The sequence below is a fragment of the bacterium SCSIO 12643 genome (genome assembly GCA_024398135.1).
Taxonomy (GTDB): Bacteria; Bacteroidota; Bacteroidia; order Flavobacteriales_G; family Salibacteraceae; genus CAJXZP01.
In genome coordinates this window covers 3399602-3421174 of record CP073750.1, presented here as the reverse complement: position 1 = coordinate 3421174, position 21573 = coordinate 3399602, and the positions used below count along the sequence as shown (strand labels likewise).

At 36.4% G+C, this 21573-nt stretch carries 17 protein-coding genes; 3 read left to right on the top strand and 14 right to left on the bottom strand.

Annotation, left to right across the window (positions count from 1 at the left end; translation table 11 throughout):
* Positions 1-36 precede the first annotated feature (36 nt).
* Positions 37-528 carry a methionine-R-sulfoxide reductase gene (locus KFE94_15000; protein ID UTW65945.1) on the top strand — a complete coding sequence of 164 codons (492 nt, stop codon included), beginning with the start codon at positions 37-39 and terminating at the stop codon, positions 526-528.
* Between the two features lie 371 nt (positions 529-899).
* Here KFE94_15000 and floA read toward each other — a convergent pair whose 3' ends face one another.
* The 11 genes from floA to KFE94_14945 form a co-directional block, all read right to left on the bottom strand.
* The gene (gene floA / locus KFE94_14995) at positions 900-1862 is read right to left on the bottom strand and encodes a flotillin-like protein FloA (protein ID UTW68292.1); all 963 of its coding nucleotides are present in this window, start codon (positions 1860-1862) and stop codon (positions 900-902) included.
* A gap of 45 nt (positions 1863-1907) precedes the next feature.
* The gene (locus tag KFE94_14990; protein UTW65944.1) at positions 1908-2372 is read right to left on the bottom strand and encodes a nodulation efficiency protein D (NfeD); all 465 of its coding nucleotides are present in this window, start codon (positions 2370-2372) and stop codon (positions 1908-1910) included.
* The gene (locus KFE94_14985) at positions 2372-3166 is read right to left on the bottom strand and encodes a M48 family metallopeptidase (protein UTW65943.1); all 795 of its coding nucleotides are present in this window, start codon (positions 3164-3166) and stop codon (positions 2372-2374) included. The genes KFE94_14990 and KFE94_14985 overlap by 1 nt, the downstream gene beginning before the upstream one ends.
* Entirely contained in the window at positions 3163-3441 is a 279-nt protein-coding gene (locus tag KFE94_14980) for an ATP-dependent Clp protease adaptor ClpS (protein UTW68291.1), read from the bottom strand. Before KFE94_14980 ends, KFE94_14985 begins: the two co-directional genes overlap by 4 nt.
* Before the next feature lie 28 nt (positions 3442-3469).
* The gene (locus KFE94_14975; protein UTW65942.1) at positions 3470-9370 is read right to left on the bottom strand and encodes a hypothetical protein; all 5901 of its coding nucleotides are present in this window, start codon (positions 9368-9370) and stop codon (positions 3470-3472) included.
* A 39-nt stretch (positions 9371-9409) separates the two neighbouring features.
* On the bottom strand, positions 9410-10000 hold the full coding sequence (locus tag KFE94_14970) for a glycerol-3-phosphate acyltransferase (protein UTW65941.1): 591 nt from the start codon (positions 9998-10000) through the stop codon (positions 9410-9412).
* A gap of 118 nt (positions 10001-10118) precedes the next feature.
* Entirely contained in the window at positions 10119-14657 is a 4539-nt protein-coding gene (locus KFE94_14965) for a hypothetical protein (protein UTW65940.1), read from the bottom strand.
* Positions 14658-14659: 2 nt separating this feature from the next.
* Positions 14660-15493, bottom strand: a complete 834-nt coding sequence (gene prmA / locus KFE94_14960) for a 50S ribosomal protein L11 methyltransferase (protein UTW65939.1) — start codon at positions 15491-15493, stop codon at positions 14660-14662.
* Between the two features lie 9 nt (positions 15494-15502).
* Positions 15503-16264: a triose-phosphate isomerase gene (gene tpiA, locus KFE94_14955; GenBank protein UTW65938.1), complete on the bottom strand. Its 762-nt coding sequence runs from the start codon at positions 16262-16264 to the stop codon at positions 15503-15505.
* A 7-nt stretch (positions 16265-16271) separates the two neighbouring features.
* Complete coding sequence (locus KFE94_14950) at positions 16272-17633, bottom strand: DoxX family protein (GenBank protein ID UTW65937.1); 1362 nt, start codon at positions 17631-17633, stop codon at positions 16272-16274.
* A 7-nt stretch (positions 17634-17640) separates the two neighbouring features.
* Complete coding sequence (locus KFE94_14945) at positions 17641-18195, bottom strand: DUF1599 domain-containing protein (GenBank protein UTW65936.1); 555 nt, start codon at positions 18193-18195, stop codon at positions 17641-17643.
* 44 nt (positions 18196-18239) lie between these two features.
* On the opposite strand from KFE94_14945, the gene folP reads away from it, so the two are divergent.
* Positions 18240-19091: a dihydropteroate synthase gene (gene folP / locus KFE94_14940; GenBank protein UTW65935.1), complete on the top strand. Its 852-nt coding sequence runs from the start codon at positions 18240-18242 to the stop codon at positions 19089-19091.
* A 48-nt stretch (positions 19092-19139) separates the two neighbouring features.
* Positions 19140-19928 carry a diadenylate cyclase CdaA gene (gene cdaA, locus KFE94_14935; GenBank protein UTW65934.1) on the top strand — a complete coding sequence of 263 codons (789 nt, stop codon included), beginning with the start codon at positions 19140-19142 and terminating at the stop codon, positions 19926-19928.
* Here the strand turns inward: cdaA and KFE94_14930 are convergent.
* From KFE94_14930 to ruvX, 3 genes are read right to left on the bottom strand one after another with little or no spacing between them, the layout of a single operon-like run.
* Positions 19925-20521 carry a hypothetical protein gene (locus KFE94_14930; GenBank protein UTW65933.1) on the bottom strand — a complete coding sequence of 199 codons (597 nt, stop codon included), beginning with the start codon at positions 20519-20521 and terminating at the stop codon, positions 19925-19927. The two genes, cdaA and KFE94_14930, sit on opposite strands and share 4 nt — an antisense overlap.
* Positions 20521-21102: a peptide deformylase gene (locus tag KFE94_14925; GenBank protein UTW65932.1), complete on the bottom strand. Its 582-nt coding sequence runs from the start codon at positions 21100-21102 to the stop codon at positions 20521-20523. The genes KFE94_14930 and KFE94_14925 overlap by 1 nt, the downstream gene beginning before the upstream one ends.
* 1 nt (position 21103) lies before the next feature.
* A complete protein-coding gene (gene ruvX / locus KFE94_14920; GenBank protein ID UTW65931.1) occupies positions 21104-21520 on the bottom strand; it encodes a Holliday junction resolvase RuvX in 417 nt (138 codons plus the stop codon).
* Positions 21521-21573: the final 53 nt, after the last annotated feature.

Genomic DNA, 21573 nt, shown 5'->3' with positions numbered 1-21573 from the left:
TTTATTGGAGTTTTGTAGTGATCAAAAATAAACGTTATGAAAACAAATATTAACTGGTTGAAAATACTTGGAGCATTTACCTTCGTAATTTTCACAAATATATCATGTACCATGGCACAAGAATCAGATAGCACAAAAACAAAATACAACGAACTCAATTCATTTGAAGAATATGTAATTGTCAATAAAGGAACAGAACGTGCCTTTACCGGAGAGTTTTGGAACCATTTTGAAAACGGCACTTACGTTTGTCGTCAGTGTAATGCTCCATTATACCGATCTAACTCAAAATTTGAATCTCATTGTGGATGGCCAAGTTTTGATGATGAAATTCCCGGATCAGTAGATAGAACAGTTGATGCTGATGGTAGAAGAACTGAAATCACCTGTCATAATTGTCACGGTCATCTGGGCCATGTTTTTATTGGTGAGCAGTTTACAGATAAAAACACACGTCATTGTGTCAACTCCGTTTCTATCAAATTCATTCCATTTGATCAGGCACTTCCTGGGATTATCACACAATAAACTAGATTTTATTCGGTCAATAATTCAAATACACAGTATTATATTACGTAATATTTAAACAATTTGAACATTACAAAACATTATTATCAAAATATGATAATGATTGACCAAATAACTTAAAAATAAACGATTAGGAGGTTACATCTTTGCTATGTCGAAAGACAACACCTACTAAGAACTAGCTAATCACCTGCTAGTAAACACTAACTACCTCCTTATCCGCAAGGGTAAGATATTATAACAAAACCGGTGGCGACCACCTCGGTGCCGGTTTTGTTTTCACCACACCACCATTTTTTCTCATAGCAAATAAAAAAGCTTCTGATCACCACCAGAAGCTTTTTTATTTATAAATATTTTGAAAGCCAATTTTATTCCTTAGGCTTATCTCCTTTAGGTTTTGCAATACTACCTCTCATTTCGGTATCAGATTTAATGTTTTCCATTTTGTAATAATCCATGATACCTAAATTTCCGGTTCTGAATGCTTCAGCCATAGCCAACGGAACCTCTGCTTCCGCTTCAATTACTTTTGCTTTTGCCTCTTGCGCTTTCGCTTTCATTTCTTGTTCAACTGCAATCGCCATGGCTCTTCTTTCCTCTGCTTTTGCCTGCGCAATATTCTTATCAGCTTCTGCCTGATCAGTTTGTAATACCGCACCAATATTTTTACCTATATCCACATCTGCAATATCAATGGATAATATGGTAAATGCTGTACCACTATCTAGTCCTTTTGATAATACCGTTTTTGATATTACATCCGGATTTTCTAATACTTCCTTATGTGATCCTGAAGAACCAATGGAAGAAACCACACCTTCACCTACACGTGCCAGGATCGTATCTTCTCCGGCTCCACCAACCAATTGTTTGATGTTAGCTCTTACAGTAACACGAGCAATCGCAATCAGCTGAATTCCATCTTTCGCAACCGCAGCTACTCTAGGAGTTTCAATCACTTTTGGATTCACCGACATTTGGACCGCTGCAAAAACATCTCTACCTGCTAAATCAATAGCCGCAGCTCTTTCAAAAGGTAATTCAATATTCGCTTTAGATGCCGAAACCAAAGCATGCACCACACGAATCACATCTCCTCCAGCCAAATAATGTGCTTCTAATGCGCCAGCATTTAATGGTACACCAGCTTTTGTCCCTTCAATCATTCCTGCGATAATCGTTCCCGGGGGAACTTTTCGAATTCTCATAAAGAATAACTGGATAATGGATATTTTTACATTGGTTACATAAGCCTGGAACCACAAACCTAGTGGCACATAGTACAGAAACATGATCAATCCTAATAAACCAAATACCAGGGTGATGATCATTGCTGCATTAATATCTAATAATAAGAGTGAAAATTGCATAGTCGTTTAAATTATGGGTGAAACAAAAATAGTATTATCAATAAACTTCTCTATTCGAATGGGAGTGTTTTCATCTACAAACCCTTCCCAGGATGAAACTTCAGTATAAACATTACCAAATCTGGCTTTACCCATTGGAGCCAATCTGGAAACCGTAATACCTTCTTCACCCACTTTGAGTTTGTTCATTTCATTCATCTCTACTTTCGAATCTATATTCTTCAATAAGGCCATTTTGGACATTGTATCGGTTTTAACGGATATATAAATGAGCACTCCAACACTCAACATCACACCTCCCAGGGTATACATCCCCATTTCTGTTCCCTGATTAAATGCGATAACTACTCCGGCAATCAGAGATATAGTCCCAACGATACCTGTAACTCCAATTCCAGGAAAAACAAAAATTTCAAGTAATAGGAATATTATTCCAAATACCACCAAGACTACTGCAATCCAAATATCCATTATTTTACATATGATTTAGCTACCGGAATATAAGCCTCTATATCCGCTATTCGTTTTTCGTCAGTTGGATGTGTACTCATTAAAGCTGGTATATCAGCTCCACCACCTGCCGACATTCTTTTCCAGAACTCTATTGCCTGTTGTGAATCATACCCTGCATATTCCATAAATACCAATCCCATTTTATCTGCTTCAGTTTCCTGATCTCTTGAAAATTTCAACATTCCCAATTGCGCCCCTGTGGCATAAGCATCTAACAACAATCCTGATAAATCCACACCTCCAGCTTCTGATGATCCCATGAACAATTGTACTGCAGCTGCACCATATTGTGACAACATCTGTTGACTTACCCGTTCATTACCATGTCTGGCAATGGCATGCGCTATTTCATGGCTCAAAACTACCGCTAAACCAGTTTCATCTTGCGTGGTTGACAATATCCCATCATACACGACCACTTTACCTCCAGGCATACACCAGGCGTTCTTTTGAGGATCCTGAACCAAATTAAATTCCCAATTAAATCCTTCTATTCTTGAAATATCACTATGATCTCTTAAAAATGCTTCACACGCCTGGGAAAGTTTTTCCCCTACACGTTTTACCATTATAGTATTGGGATTATTGTTAGAAAGCACCGTATTCTCATCTAAAAAGGTCTGATAAGCTACTTCACTCGACTTAATCAATTCTGATTCTGGAACCAGACTCAATTGCTTTCTATGGGTTACAGGAACTGCTGCACAACTGGTAAGGATTAAGAGCGTAAAATATTTGAAGTACTTTCTCATTCTACTGTTGCGCTAAGTCCTTTTAATCTCAACAATCTACAACACATTTCTAACTTGGACATTTCTCCATGCATTACATCACATTTCCCATTGTAATGTACAATATAGGCACATTGTTCTGCCTGAATTCCAGAATGGTCACAAATCTCAACCAAACACTTAATCACATGGTCAAATGTATTGTAGTCATCATTATGTAAAATCAGAATTTTCCCGTCATCGACTAATATATCTGATTCTACTTCTGGTAACTCTAAGGGTGAATTTTCATTCACAAAAACATCTCTAATTATATACTTACTCCTATTCACTTTCTACTACAATTGGATCAACTAACCCTTTAGAAACTAAATCCTCACGTAAAGCATCTGCTTCACTGCGGCTCGTAAAATTACCAATTTTATATAAAGTAGCATCATTATTTTTTTCAACAATCACCCCATATGAGCTTAATCCTAAAATTATTCTAGCCTGATCCACAGGAATTGACCCCGTATATGGACCTACCTGAACAAAATAAGATACATCTGATGTTGTATTTGTATTTTGAGATTGTGTTTGCGTTGGTTGCGGCTGCGTTATTGGAGTACTTGAATTTGTATTGTTCGATGGTGTTGACGTCACACCTGAACCTGCTAATTCTTTCGCCCTGGTAATTGTAATTCTTTCCCCCTGGTAGTATGCGGTAACGAATGCATCACTAATGCCATTTTGAACGATTAGATTCCTTGCAACTATAGCCTGAGATAAACTACCATATACTCCACTGGAATATCTCACCAAATTGTTCGGGATTCTTTCCTGATTTAAAGGGGACAGACTTAAAACCGTTCTTGGCGAAACATTCACAGAATACACCCCTACCTGAACAGTGAAATACAACTCTCCTCTTTCGTTGACATCAGATACTTGAACATCTTGTTCTTCAACATTGATAAAAGTACTTTGAACAGTTTGTACAGGAACACTTACATCCGATTGAGGCACTTGTTGTACCGGAACAGTTTGCGTTGTTGCTACCTGATCTTCTGAAATCTCACCTGCCAATAGTCTTCTAGCCTCTGCGATCGAAATACGCTGTCCATTTAAATAAGCCACCACAAATGCATCACTATAGCCTTTTGCGCGAATTCCGTCTTTAGCTGCATTTACAGATTCGAAATCCTTAAATAAACCCGCTGTATATCTGGTCAAGCCAGATGACGTTCTTTCTCCAACAATAGGAGCAAAGCCTTTAAAGGTTTCTTGTCTAATTGGATTTCTAAATGCTCCTATTTGTACTTTTAAAATAACTCCTTTAGGCAATTGTACATCCACAGGAATTGGTTTCGTCTCGCTATAGAATGTAGTATCTGAATCCACAAAAATATCTTGTACCAAATTCGTTGGTATTGCATCAATATCCGTTGAATCATATGTTGGTACTTCTTCTTTTACTTTACCTGAAAGTAGTGCTAAAATTTGAGTTTTTTCCTGATTATCATCTATGGTCAATAACTCCGAATTGGCTTCATTCAAATTAAAATATGCTTCATTTTTAATTTTCTTAGATTGTTGATAGAATACATCCGCCTCTGCAATCAACTTTTTCTGAGTTTGTTTTTTATCTACAATCAGCATTCTTAAAGAATCCTGCTCTTCTCTAGGCAATAAATCCAACCCTTCATTCAACAATTTAATCTCATTGTTTAAAGCAATAGCTTCCTCATTCTTCTTTACCCCAGATTGATATAAAACATCCGCTTCAGCGATTTGCTTATCGAAATCGTCTTTGGCTTCTTTGTAGGTTACATAGGCATCCATTTGTTTTACACTTTCTTCCTCTTCTTCGGTTAGCTCTCTTTCTATTTCAGGTAGCTTCACCATCTCCTCTTTACCATAAGCCGTATGTTTCTTCAGTGTCAAAATCTCCACCTCTTCCATTTCCATAGCGGTTTCTTTCGCCACTTCAGCACTGATTTGACTTAACTTCAATTCTTTTCTTACATCTTGAATTTCCGCTTCAATAACTCTTCTATGCTTCTTCTTTTTCGTTTGATTCAACTTTTCTTCCAGTTCATCCAACTCCATTTGAAGATTATCTGCTTTTAATTCGTATGATCTTGCTTCCTGATATTTTGCCTCTGAAGGTCGTTCGCTTAGTGGGTTTGCTTTGATAGATTCTTCTGCTGTTTGAATTTCAGAAGTTTTCATTTCTATCATTTGCATTTTCTTCTGCTCATATTCCACTTCCGCTTGCGCAACTAACAGTCTTTGTTCAAGAGCTCTCCTGTCTTTCTTCTTTTTGGTTAATTCTAATTCGGTATTCAAATTATCCACAGTGGATTCCTTTTCCGCAACCACATTCGTTTGATCCACTTTTTCAGCTTCTACCTTCTCTATGACTTCAACACTTGCTTCCTCCTCTTCAATGTTTGAGTTTCTTTCATCAATACTCGCAATTGTAATCGGAACTATTTCTTCGTTTGAAATAGATACCGCAGGTGATGTTTCTGCACTACTCTCCTCATTAGTGGTTTCAACTCTTCCCTCTTCAGTATTTTCAACAATATTCTCCTCTTCAGTGGATTCCTCACCAGCTAACTCAGATTCCTCTGATGCACTCGTTTCTTGATTTTCAGTGATATTTTCAGATGACCCTTCTACATTTTCAGAGTTTTCGGATTCCACTGCGCCACTATTACTTTCAGTATTGTTTTCCGTAGAAGCAGATTCCTCCGTTTCAGTATTCTCATTGTTTTCAGCTAATTCATTTTCTTCTGAATTATTTCCCCCAACTTCAGAATTTTCCGTCTCTAGATTATTTTCTGCAATATTTTCTGAATTTGATTTTTCTCCTTCTTCAATGGTATTAGTAGTTGATCCACCTTCAGATTCACCTGCACCTCCTACAGGTACTACAACGCCAACATTTACTCCACCAGAATTTTCTACAATCTCTTCCGTTCCAACATTACCATTTTCGGTTTCAGTTTCTTCAACTACTTCTGTATTTCCCGCAGTATTCTCTGACTCCCCTCCCTGATTATCTTCATTCGCATTCTCAGCAGTTTCCTGACTTTGACTTTCAAGCTGCTTAATAATACGTGCATTCAATGCCATGAAATTACGTTTCTGTGCAGCTTGACTGTTTAAATCCTGGATTTTATCATTAATTCTGGATTTATAAATTTCGTTATCGGTTTGAGTTTTTGCATAACTTAACTCCGCAACTTCCTTCTCAATTGCAACAACCCAATCATAATTGATACTCTGGGTTTGTTTTGCTTTTTCATAAGAATCTTCAATTTGCTTCACTTCTTCATAGTCATTCTTAAAATCTTCGTTATATGATGACTCATCCAGAACAACTTCTGCATCTTTTAACTCTTCGACTTTATACTCTCGTTTCCCAGTATTCGAAGTAATATCTAGCGGAATAACTGTACCACCTACTTCAACAACATTATCACTAGGCGATTCATATTCTGCTGTATATTCAAAAACATCATTATCGCTTAAAGGAGACGATTCGGATTCTGAATTTGCTGAACCCGATTCTTCACTTGTATTTTCAGAATTTGCTTCTTCAACGTTAGATTCAGAGTTGTTTTCCGCTAATTCCGTATGCTCTTCATTTGCAATTGCGTTTTCTTCAACCGAAGCTGAATCCTCTGGTAATTCATCAATCAAATCCTGCCCATCCACGGCAGCCACTTCCGATGACGCAGTTCCTTCAACATTCACTTCTTCACTTTCTGTTGAATTCTCTCCTTCATTATTCTCTGCTGTTAATCCGACTTCCGTTTCTCCGGTATTCCCTTCAGCTGTCTCACTTTCATTATTTTCAGCGGTCGATTCACCCTCTTCACTATCTGTATCAGGAGTTATCCCCCCTTCATTTTTAATCTTATCAGAGGTACTACTTTCTAAAGCAATAATTTCTTCATTAGTTGCTACAATTGAATTAATCAGCGCATCCTTTTGCTCCTCCGAGGCTTTATCTACTTCAGGGTTCATTTCATGACTTTTAGCCACTTCAGACATCGCATCCAATTCATTTTCATATTTCAAAGCCAACATTTCATGTGCTCTGGACTTCTCATATAATTCTTCCTTTTGATTTTCCAAAGGGGCTAACTCTTCGTATAATCCATCTATTTTTTGTTGGATGATTTCCTTTTCCTTTTTCTTCTTAGTGGCTTTCAATTCTGCCTTAGCGAAAGATATATCCTCTCGAATATCATTTTGTTGAACGGTAATATTCTCTGCTTTTTTAATGTATGAACTTACCTGCTCTCTTTCATTTTCCAGCGACTCCCTGAGTTCTGCATCAGGTCCATCCGGAATTTGCATCTCTTCATCCACCTTATATTGCTGAAACAATTCTTCTACTTTATCACTCAATCCTTCATCATTGGCATTATCGATACGTACAATGTAACCATCATACTTATTTAATTGCTTCTCAACATCACCTGCCTGCGCTTCTAAATTCTTTCCAATGTTAAACGCAGCTTCCGCTTCCAACGAATGTGTCTTTGCGTCTTTCATAAGCTGAGTTAACTCTTCCTGCTTCTGAAGATTTTCTTCTGAGTTATCGTTCAAGCTCACTTGAGATTCTAGCTGCTCCGCCATCTCCAGATCTTTTTGCGCCAACTCTCTTTTTTGATTGGCCAGGTGATAACTTACCTGACTTTTGGCTCTAAGATCTCCTAAATAAGATTCTAATTTTTCTTTATCCGTCTTTACAATATCAGACATTTCCGCTCCAGAAATCGTGATTTCAGGAGCTTTTTCTTCTTCAATATCCGCTTCCTCAATTAAAACCTGTGCTAATAACTTGGCATCTTCCTCGGTAGGGCTTTCTTCAAATAAATTACGAATGATCAATTTTTCATTTTCACCATCTACAACAATCTCAATCTCTTGCTTCAATAGTTTCATTTCTGCCAAATCAGGTAATTCTACTCTTCCCTGATATGCCACATTACTACCATATGGTTCCACTAAAAACTTATAACGTCCGCCATTTTTTAAACGCATAAGATATTCCCCTGAATTCTTATCCGTATTGAATGCTCCAATAATCATATGATCATCCAGATCTTCTACGGTGATCTTACATGATTTTGTAGACGGAGATGAGAAAATACCTGATAACGCAGCAATTTCAAATCTTTCCAAACTTGAATTAATCTGATACACATATACTTCTCCTTTTCCACAATTTCGGTTAGACGCAAAATATGCAATCCCTTCACCTCCTAAATCTGCATACATCAAATCATCATCTGGTGTGTTAATCGCATAATCCAGATTTACCACATTTCCAAAATACTGAGAGGATGCATTGTAATCCGCTTTAAACAAATCATACCCTCCCATACTATTATGTCCTTTTGATGAAAAGTAGAACACATCCTGTTCTTCTGTAAAAAACGGAAACCCTTCATCATATTCAGTATTAATCGTTTCAGGTAATCTAACCGGTTTAGATAATTCACCTGTTACCTGTACCGTAACACTATAAATATCAATCCCATTCTTTTCATTCGGCCCATAACTGGTAAAAAAAATGATATCACTATTACTGTTTCGGTACATGACCGGTGTATAGCCCTTTTTCTTATCTACAGATGACTGCAGCTCTTTAGGCGCAAATAGCGTACGTCCTCCAATCTCGGACATTTTAAAAGATGTAAAGAACTCATTCCTCCCCACTCTCTTTTTTGAAATTACTCTGGGGCTGTTCACATCACGCATGAGTTTTTTTCCATTCTGACAAAAACGAATTTGACTATCTACATCATATTTTTTTTCCTTTAGGTCTGCTGTTTTGCTTTTATATTTTTCAAAATATCGAATGGCCTCATCAAACCTGTAGTTGTAATGATATCCTTTACCTAAAAAATAAAAAGCTTCGTCATCTACATTCGGGCGACTTACTGCATATTCCAAAAACTTAAGTGGGTAGGTTTTGTCCTCATCTACAAATAACAAACAAGCACCAAATCGGTAATTGAAGTTTTCATCTTTAGGGTATAATGAAACTAATTGTGAGTATAATTCTTTTGCCTGAGAATAATCTTCCTGCTCAAAAAATTCACTCGCTCTTTTCTTCACATCCTCCACATCTTTATCTTGTCCAATTACTGGAATGGACAACAATAAAAATATTATAATCAATAGTTTGTGATGATATTCTCGGTAAACTTGAGACATACGGAAATCGGTCAATGTTAATGCTACAAAGAAAAGCACTTAAGCCTTAACAGCCTCAACTTTGTATTGAAAATTACTGACCACTAAAGAAAGTGATAAGATCGCTGCAATTGCAAATGTGCTCACATCCAATTGCATAAAGGTAATAATTAACAAAATACCTAACGAAATAAACAATGAGCTTAGCTTTACTTTTTTGATGAATATCCAAAGTAAAACAAATAGCGCTGTTGCTATTATCGCTGGAACCAACCATAGACCTGCAAACACGCCAAAATACGCACCCAGACTTCTGGTACGATTGAACTCATTATAAATAGGAAATGTATGACCTAGAATGATTACTAAACCTAATAGATATTCATATGGAATTCCCATAATGAATATTGGTTCTTGATTCACAAAGCCCAGCAACGAAATGGCTAAGAAACCTTTTAGAAATTCTAACGTAAATACCAAATAACTCCAATACCCACTCACCTTAGAGAACTTATTTTCAGACCAATCCACAGCAGAATTGAATTCCTCGCTATCCACTCCAAAGAATGCAGATGCAATCCAGGAAGGAATTGGCATCGCACTAATTTGCCACACCAAAAAAGCAACAAGTATGAGTTCAGTTACGTTCATGAGAGGCCAAATATAGGTAAAATGATAAGTTATGAACAAGTTATAAACAGGATATAAACAAAAAAATGTTTATTACATTTATATTTCACTCAGAAACTGACACTTACAAGTGTTAATTTTATTTGCTATTGGCATCTTCTAATCTCAATAAGAATTGTGATCTTAAACGTTTAGAGCCAGGCATATATTGATACTGTTTTAACTCACCTTCACGTTTAATCCTTTTCTTATCGGGCTTAATCTCACGCATTTTCTCAATAAACTCCTTATTCGAAGTGAATACCGACATTATACCTGTTGATGATCTGTAACTAAATATATACCACTTACTAGGCGAGATTTCCAAATAGATCGTAATATCTGTTCCTCCTCTTTTTTGAACTAACTCCACTCCCCCATCAAACATCATGTTGACAGGTATCTTACCCATATTACCAATACCTATTTGACCTTTTGAAATATAAGATGACGTTTCCTCATTCCAAATCAAGTTCAACTTAGAGAAAAAGATGGTCTTTCTTAGTTCCTCAGGAATTTTGACATTTTTTGCCATTCCAATCTTACTAATCATTTCATCCGCATCTTCTTTCTTCAAAAGCTCTCTCAATGTCAACTCATAATTTGGATTTTCTTCTGTTGGTTCTAACTCTGACTTTTTAGCATCTTCCACAATTAAGTTTAACAAACCATCATCAAACAAGAAGTCTATAGTCATTGTCGCATCAAATGTGGCTTTATGATTAATACTATTAAAATCGTAATTACCAACGGCTGCTACCTCAACACGTCCGGTTTTTTGTGTTAACTGCAACTTACCTTCACCTTCCAAAGTACAATTCTTGATATCTAATGCTACATAATTCCCAGGGAAAGAAGACTCATTTAACTTCTGAAGATTAGAAATTCGATATTTCCTTCCAGATGGATCAAATTCCAAATACCCGGTAGCCAAACTCACAGGAACATCTCTGTAATGATGCTTCTGATTTACAAAAGCTCCATACATAATATTAGAATCTCTTGGCATAATCAAAGAAGCAAACAATGCATTGTTATCTTGATTCACGACATTTTCATCGATCTGAATTACAATTTCATTTGGATCTACCTCTCCTTCAAAAGAGAACCAGATAGCTGGAATTTCTTTACAATCATGCACCATACGACCATAACCATCAAATGTCAAATTCTTTCTGTTAGCTTGTAATCTCACATCTCCTTTATAGGAATACATTGGACTCAATGTAAAATCGTCTTCGCCTAGAATAATACCTTTCGCATAGGTCTGTCGCGTTGTATCCACTCCAACATCAGTAAATTCCAGTACCTGCTTTAACCCGTTCTCATCGACATAATCATATTTTCCGAATGATTTAAACTTCCAGCGTCCTGTAATTTGCGTACTTGCATCATAAATCTTATGATATCTTAACTCCGTATTCGCAATGATTATAGACGAATCAAGCCTTTGCATTTTTGCATTTTCGAAAATGGTTACTAAACCTTTATTTGGAACAACCTCTGCATCTGCTACATTAATCAAATCTACTTCTCTAGCTTCCAGTTTAATATTCCTTAAACTATACCGTGCCGTCTTCGCATAGAATCGTAACGAATCCTGTTTCGGATTAATCGATATAAATTCCGCTCCTTCTACCTGGACTTCATTGGCACCTCGATTGACCTTACCACCAGCTGCTGATAATTCTAACTCCTCCTGATCCATAAACCAGGTAAATCTATCCAAATATGCCTGATACATTACTTTATCAAACTTGGTCAAACTAGCCCCAGTGTTAGATACAAACTCACCTTTACGCTCATTAAAGTCTACATCGGCTTTTACGTTTTCCGAGGAGAAATCCAATGTCTGTAAAGACTTTAACCCTAACTCAAAATTGGATGTATCTGCGTGGATTTTATAGAAAGAATACAACATTGAATCTGAATACAGTTTTGCCCCTTCAAAAGCACTCACTCCTCTACCCGTCATATTAGAAGGAGTATACTTTAATCTTCCGGTATGTTTCACTTTTCCACCAAACATATTAATTGGTGATTTTTTAGGCATTGTAGATAAAAAGTACTCATCCTGATATGGAATCCACCTTAGCTTTGTCGTATCTGCAGTTACATTTGGATACTCTACAGCAGCCATCTGTTCCTCAATTTCTACCATTTTGGTTACCCCCTGCACTTCTTTCGGAAAGAAATAAAAATCTTCTGAAGCCGCAGTGGAAGTTAAATACGTAATAAATCCATCTCCTTTTAAACCCTGATTAGACAGATGTACTTCATTTTTAAATTTACCTTTATTTCCATATAAAGGATATCCACCTGGTGGTGCAATTCGCTTAAATCCTAGCGAATAATCTTCTTGAAGCGTTAATGACTCTTCAATATCCGGGAAAATACCTGCTGAGTATAATGTCCCATCAAAAGCAATCCCCTCATTTTTAAACTTATCCAATGAATCAATTTCAAATGGTTCTAACTCAAAATAGAAATCATTCCTGTTATACACTTTATTAAAAATAGATTTCTTGTCATAATATGCATATGACTTTTCTTTGGATCTAAAAATTGGATATTCAGGTAAATCTTCCTTACCTGATTTATTATCAGGATGATCAATTTTTAAGTCCCCGGTCAACTGCTCTACCACCGTTCTTACTCTCGCTTCTAATGCATATCCTTGTTTATCTACCTCTTTGGTTGTCGCCCATATCTGCATGGAATCCAGAACTGGCATATCTAGTTTAAAGTCATCGTAATTAAACGAAAAGCCATGCCCATAAAAATCTACCTTACCTGAACTAATAATCCCATTAAAATCAAAATCTCGATTTCTTTTCATGACAATCGTCCCACTGTCCGGTAATACTTTCACATTATGGTTTGAACTCAAAACAACGCTATTCACTCCTTTAATGGTTAAATCGTTGTTCATCAAATTCAATGTTGCATTCTTTCTTGAGGGTGAAGCATTACCATTAGAATAAACCAATAACACATCGTAATCTTCTTTACCACCATATGAATTTACCTGATGAAATAATTTAGGGTATAGCGTTACTTCCTTTACATCTGCATCATAAGACAAATACCCCATAACGGTATATCTTAGTAACATTGGCTCCACTCCTGTAACCGGAATTTGTAAACACCCTGTGATTTCCTGGAGGCTTAGCACATTGGTATCATACCGCTGCGCACAATTACGCATACGTCCTAAAGGATGCCAGTCACTGGTCATCATTAGATTCTCATATTTTTTCTTTCTAAAGAATCCTTCTGACTCAAAAGTTGCGGTCTTTTCTGAATTCATATCAAATGAAGTAAAATCCATTAACGGATAATCCATATCCCAGTTTAACAGCTCAAACCTCATCTCCACTTTATGGTATGAATTAAAATATGGGGTTTCAGACATTTCACCACGCACACGGATTAAGTTTACAAGGCGCTCATCCGTATAAAAATTCAACTTTAATCCCGGATGCAAAATAGAATCTCCATCCAAATAAATTACCACACGCGCATCTGAAGACACTACACTATTACGGGCTGAACGTTTCTTTCTCTGGTCCTTACTATCTTCTTCGATACTATCCTGAGCTGCTACATTTACATTCATTAAAAATCGTTTCGATGTAACCTTCATAAAAGGTTTCCCCTCTCTTTCGAAATTTAAAACCGCAGGCGTTTCATCCGTACCTGTACCAATAATTCTTGCACCCTGTTGCGCAAACCCACCCATATAATCTACCTCTTTTACCAGATTCTTAATCGGAATATGTACATTATATGATTGGAATCGAGGGTAACTAGTTCGTCCACTAGACTGTTTCGCTAAAACCTTGTCAATTAACACTCCGGATAACGGCTCTTTTAAGAAGGTTTTATTGTGGTATATCACAGAATCCGCCTGATAATTTGAGTACTTCATCTTGATGTTATACTTGATCACATCCACCCAAACATTACTAGGGTCTGCTCCTGCTCTTTCAAAGGTTACTTTACCACCTTCTCCAGTCCAGTAATTCTGAAATACATCATAAACGCCTCTGGTATTTTCAAGGACAATTTCAGAACCTTTTGCCTGACATTTTAAATTCACCTGATTAAATACCAACTTAATGGATTTCTTGGTTGCTTCAAATACGAAACCATAATTGTCTACCTGCCAATCAACAGATTTAGATTGTGTTTTGAATAACGATTTTGTATCAAAAAAACCCTTAGAAAAGTTCAACAAACGTCCAACTTTCTTCTTTTGAGAAGGGCTCTTACTATATCCTTCCAGAATATCAAACCATTCATCAAAGAGGACTTTATCCATACCTGATTCAGGATATCCTATTACCATCTGAATATATGAAGCAAAATCAGGAAATGTTCTAACCTTAATATCCGCCAAATTATTGGCTTCATCAATAATTCGCTTTTGTTCGTCCGGAGAATAAAATCCAGACTCCCAAACTTTAGTAAATGCTTTACTTATTTCTACACTTTGCGTTTTATTAGATCTCTGTAAAAAGCTCTCAACATTCTTTGGAAATTTCTCAAAGTCCAATGAAAACGTTTGCCCCGACTTTTTTTGAGAAAAAGCGGTCAGATGCAACAAGACGCTTAAGAGTAGTAATATTTTTTTCATTTTTATTCTTTAACCAGGTTTATTGTGGTCCAATATCCTCTGGATTTTTGACTTATAAATTTTAAACCGTACTTAATTGCTTCATTTAGCAAAGATTCCACATCTTCCTGATAAAATCCACTCATATGTAAAATTCCATGATCATTTAATGCTGTCGCATATAATTCCAGCTGATCTAACAGAATATTTCGATTTATATTGGCTAAAATCACATCTACTTTCATTCCCGGAATTTTTTCCTTTCCTCCATGCATAATCTCAATGAACTCTACTCCATTTCTTTCTGCATTTTCACGCGCATTAATACTACACCATTCATCAATATCTATAGCATAGACCGGGTTTGCCCCCCTCATCGCTGCAAAGATGGCCAAAACTCCTGTCCCTGATCCCATATCCAAAACAGACTCCCCCTTAAAATCAACAGATTGCATTTGTGACAACATCAAATGAGTCGTTGCATGGTGCCCCGTTCCAAAAGACATTTTAGGATCTATAATAATTTCATAAGGATATTGCGGTTCGGGTTGATGAAAGGTCGCTCTGACACATATTTGATCATCTACATATACGGGGTCAAAATTTGATTCCCACTCTTTATTCCAATTTTGTTGCTCTAAAACTTTTGTGGAATAGGATACTTCCACATCATCCATCTTCATTGTATCCACATTTTTCAGGGCATCTTCTGAAAATAATGATTCATCAACATAAGCAAGCAAAAAACCATCTTCTTCAATAAAAGACTCAAAACCAATCTCCCCTAACTCGGCAGATAAAACATCTGCCCAGGGCTCATATGGTTCAATCGAAAACTTAACCTCTGTATACTGCATCAGATATGATTACATTGCTAAAATAATCTCCACAAAATCATCAGATTTCAATGAAGCTCCTCCAATCAAACCACCATCAATATCCTCCATAGACATTAAATCTTTGGCATTTCCTGGCTTCATTGATCCTCCGTATAAAATACTCATATTATCCGCGATCTCAGCACCATACTTATTTGCGATAAGTCCTCGTATAAAATTATGTACTTCTTGCGCTTGCTCCGGAGATGCAGTTTCTCCTGTTCCAATCGCCCAAACAGGTTCATATGCTACTACAACATTTTTAATTTGGTCATTAGACAAGTGAAATAATGCCTCTTCAATCTGTGCATGAATCACATCTTTGTAAGATGCATTTTTACGATCTTCTAAAACTTCACCGCAACAATAAATTGGCACCAAATTATTATTTAACGCCTGATCAATTTTTTCTACTAAAATCTGATTGGTCTCTCCGAAATAAGCTCTTCTTTCAGAATGTCCAATAATCACCATCTCCGCGCCACATGCTGTCAACATTTTCGCACTTACCTCTCCGGTATATGCACCAGAGTCGTAAGATGAAATATTTTGAGCTGCGGTATAAACTCTTTCTTTGCCATTCACAATTTGTGCAACAGAATGAATACTTACAAAGGGGATCCCAAAAACCACTTTTTTATTGGTCAAATCAACATTTTCAATCTTCTCTAAAACCTCGGCAACTAAAGTTTTCCCTTCCTCAAGGGTCGTATTCATTTTCCAGTTTCCCGCAACAATCTTGTTTCGCATTTCCTAACTATTTTAAATCTTTTTTAATATCATTAAATCCATTCAAACTTCTAAATGGATATTTATTCGTTACTGTTCCTTCATTTATAATCACTAACCCGGGGTTAGATCTAATCACTGTTTTTAAAGTGGTTGCATCACATGTATACATCCCGATATTTAAATCATGCATTTGCTTAAAGTTCTCTGCTTCCTCGAAGTTGCTTGCGGTTAAAACAAAAACCGGTACTCCATTTTCAACAGCTGCATCTGTAATTTCTTTGACCATTTTTTGAGCGTCCGCATTTGCCTGACTCAAATCATACATGATCCATAATAATGCATTTTGCTCTGACAAAATGGAGTACGTGTAATCCTCACCATCTGTCATTGATTCTAATACAAAGTCATGAATTGGAGGTACAACTCCATCTTTAAACAGATACTGTTCACCTGTAGCCACAATCTCTAAGTCTGTATTTTTCCATACCTCCTGTTCCATGTATTGGATAGCTGAAACTACTGACTCCTCACCAGTAGAAATACTTTTCATTGTATAGTCCACAGTATACAATGGCGGCTCTTCTCCTTCCTGGAGTTCCATATTTCTTTGAATATTCTCCCCGATTGCAAATGGTCTGAAGTCTTTAATCGGTAAATATGCCAAAGTATATACAGGGAATAAAGCAGTAATCACAAATGCAACTCCTCCCATTAGCCAACCTGAATAATCTTTACCCATATATTTAACGGCTAACATGCCTCCAAATAGAATCGCCACAAATACCACAGGGAAAACCCAATGAGTCACCATAAGAGCAAATCCTGAAATCAAGATGAAAGAAATGGCATAATAGAATGTATCTTCTTTTTGCGTATTGGGTACAACAGCATCTTTTCCTCTAAAAATGATAATGGTAAATACAAATAGAACCAAATCCTTCACAAAAGAATCCCATGGCGTAAATGGAATCGCATCACCAAAACATCCACAATCTTTAAAATAATGGATTTCTCTTGCTGTAAAGCCAAATAATCCTTCCATAAAAATGGTAAAATCTCTTTCAGGGTGTTCAAAGAACCAATTACCTATTGCGGTATAACCTGTTAAGAAAGTGAAGAATATCATCATGATCAACAATAACCAGGCCGATAACTTGATTTTCTCACCTGCAATTAAAGCTGCTCCCAAAACAATTTCTCCAATAGAAATAAATGCAGCCAGAAACACCTCAGTTCCTTGAAACCATGTCCAGTTTAACACGTCAAAAGCGAAGTATTCTTCTAATTTATATGAGAATCCAAGTGGGTCGTTAGCTTTGATTAATCCAGAAATAATAAATAACGAACCTACCAGCAACCGGGAAATTGTAACTTTATTAAATTGCATATCGATTTTATTTAGATGTTTCGCTTATTTCTTCCAACTGGATCATCGCAAAAATGGCATAATTAATCATGTCATGATAGTTTGCATCGATACCCTCTGAAATCAATGTAGCTCCTTTGTTGTCTTCAATTTGCTTAGTGCGGTGAATCTTCATCAAAATCAGATCAGTTATTGAACTAACTCGCATCTCTCTCCATGCTTCACCATAATCAGAATTTTTATCGATCATTAATGTCCTTGCCGTATCAATATGATGCTGATACCAATTCAAAACCTGCTCTTCAGAATCCTCATTAGAATCCGATGGACCAATTTCTAATTGTACCAATCCCATTACACAGTAGTTTACAATTGCAATATACTCTGGTACAACTCCCTCATTTACACGAGATACTCCTGCCTCTTCAATAGTACTAATTCGCTTCGCTTTGATGTATAATTGATCGGTAATTGAACTTGGTCTTAATACACGCCATGCCGTTCCATAATCTTTCATCTTTTTAGAAAAAATATCTTTGCACTGTGTAATTATTGAATCGTATTGTTTGAGGGTTTTTTCCATCATTTATGTCGATAAAATAGTCTAATTTTTATTTTCAAATCAGCATGCAAGATAAGTTAATCAGCAAAAAAACTTCGTTAAATTTTAGAGGAAATTTGGAAGATATTAACCGGCCTCAAATCATGGGAATTTTAAACGCTACCCCAGACTCCTTCTACGATGGGGGAAAACACAATAGTCTATCAGCTGCAATTGAAAATGTTAAAAAAATGCTAGAATCCGGGGCAGATATAATTGATCTGGGAGCATATTCATCCAGACCTGGGGCAAATCATATTTCAGAACAAGAGGAAATTGATCGAATGCTTCCTGTTTTGACTGAAATTTTAAAACAATTTCCACAAACTAAAATCTCAGTAGATACTTTTAGAAGTAAAGTAGCTGAAACTGCTATTGAAGCAGGTGCTTTAATGATCAACGATATTTCTGCTGGAAATATGGATCCGGATATATGGAGTGTCGCTGCAAAATACAAAGTTCCCTATGTAGCTATGCATATGCAAGGCACCCCACAAACGATGCAAAAAGACATCTCATATAATGATGTACTGGATGATATTATTCTTGAACTTTCCAAAAAGATAAACCTCATGACTCAAGCCGGAATCTATGATATCATCATAGACCCTGGATTCGGTTTTGGAAAAACATTAGATCAGAATTACCATATTCTGAAGCACTTAAAAGACTTTGAGTTTCTCGGACATCCTTTGCTGGTTGGAGTTTCTAGAAAATCAATGATCTATAAACTTTTCGATTCAACTCCTCAAGAAGCTTTAAACGGTACAACGGCTATTCATATGTGGGCCTTAAATAATGGTGCCAGTTTTCTAAGAGTTCATGATATCAAAGAAGCACGTGAAACAATTACCATTTGGGAAAAATTAAAAAACTAAACCTCACTGATACCACGAAAAGGATTTCATTTAATATTGTAATTCAAAATGAATCTACTCCTATTCATAACTGTTCGATGGCTTGATATTTTAGATATCGTTCTAGTAGCGTTTTTCATATCATACTTCTACACATTGGTAAGAGGTACGGTGGCAATGAAGATTCTGATCGGTCTTCTGGTCGTTTTAATCTTTTGGAAAACCACTAAAGCGCTACAAATGGAACTTGTTGCTGACCTAATAGAAACGTTTATCGGTGTAGGTTCCATCGCATTCGTCATCATATTCCAACCAGAACTGCGAAAATTCTTAATTAGAATTGGTTCCAATCAAATTGCTTTTGATTTAAGCGCCAAAGGTTGGTTTAGATTTTCCAAAAAAGAATCTGTAGACGTTTCCGCTATTTCTCAAATTACTGTAGCTGTGGAGAACATGTCTCAAACCAAAACTGGTGCTATTATCGTTATTGAAAGAGATTCAGATCTGGAAGCGATTGCGTCAACTGGCACCAAGATTAATGCTGAAATCAGTACAGAATTAATCACCTCTATATTCTTTAAGAATAATGCTTTGCACGATGGTGCTGTAATTATTTCAAACGAACGCATCTTAGCCGCAGGATGTATTTTACCAAATTCTGACCGAAAAGATCTTCCTAAAAGTTTTGGATTACGACACCGTGCAGTTTTAGGGTTAAGTGAATCAAGTAATGCTTTTATCATTCTGGTTTCAGAAGAAACCGGAAAAATAATGACCGCTTACCAAAACAAATTCACCGAAAATATACAGCTGGATAAATTACAAAGTCAACTCCACAAGCTACTACTTGCTCCTTAATTGTTTGCCGAATTTTTCTCAAAAGAACGAATAATGTCTTCATCTGACATACCTAAATGTGCTATACTTTGTTTGGCTTGCTCTGCCAACACATGATTCGGATAAAGCAAAATCAATCTTTCGTATTTTTCTTTAGCCTTACCAAATTCGTCTTTGTAAGTATCGTAGATAAACCCTTGCAAGTAAATACTCTCTGGTCTTTTCTGATATGTTTGAAAATACTTGTCGATTCTATCATAATGTGCCAGTGCATCATCAAATTTTTCCAAATTCACTGATTGATTTCCTGCTTTGAAAACCATATCTCCGGCCATTGGATTCTTCGGAAATAAATCCGCATACGACAAATAAAATTCAACCAACTGTTCCGTTAACTCTCGTTTTTGAGGGATGGTTGGATTCTCCAATGACTTCTCCATTTCTTGAATCTCTTTCAGCAAAGTTTCAGGCGTATATGTTATTACCTCTTCTGCTTTTTCAGAATCTGAATTCTCTTCTCCTCCATTCGTGCTTTCTGAACCACACCCAGCAACAAAGAACATAGCACCCACAAAAACAACAGCTTTAGTTATATCTAAAAAAAATATTCGCATTATCTTTTTCTTTTTACAAACTTCATTTTATAATTAGCAGTCACGTCTCCCGCTGCAATTTTATTTAACTTCTTCGCTAGAAATTTCTTCTTCAAAGGAGACACCAAATCAGTAAATAAGATACCTTCAATATGGTCGTATTCGTGTTGAATTATTCTTGCTGCAATACCTGAATAAGTTTCTTCAACTAATTCCCATTTCTCATTATAATACTCAATCAATACAGTCTCTTTTCGAGTGACATCTGCATTAACCCCCGGAATAGACAAACAACCTTCTTCAAAAGCCCATTCTTTTCCAGATTCTTCTATAATGATTGGATTTATAAATACCTTTTTAAAACGCTCTAACTCTTTCTTTTCTTGCTCATCCATATCATCCGAATCAGCAAAAGGAGAACCATCCACAATAAATACACGAATCGCCTTACCTATTTGTGGTGCAGCAAGACCTACTCCACTTGCCTGATACATCGTTTCAAACATGTTATCGATTAACTCCTTTACAGGATAGTCTTGTTCTATTTCTTCTGTTTCCTGACGAAGTACCGGATCGCCATAACCTACTATTGGTAATATCATCTTATCGATTCTCTATAAATGCCTGCAAAATTAATGTAGCGCTTACCTTATCAACAAGCCCTTTTTGCTTATTTCTTCTATCCTTTTTCTTTACACCTCCCAGCAACATAGCATCAAAAGCTAACTTGGACGTAAAACGCTCATCTTGTCGTTTAATTTCAACTTGCGGAAATTTTTGCTCTAAGACTTTTATTAATTCCAAAATATTAGCTTCAATAGCTGACAATTCACCACTACCTCTGCGCGCTTGTCCAATCACAAAACATTCTACCGCTTCATTATCCACATAACGTTTTAGCACATCAATAAGTTGGTCTGAAGGAACCGTGTCAAGCCCACTTGCAATAATTTTCAAATCATCGGTAATCGCCAAACCTGTTCGTTTCAATCCAAAATCAATTCCAAGTATTTTTCCCATCTTGCTAATAATCCAGAAACAATGGTATAAAAAAATCCCTGAAGAACAACTTC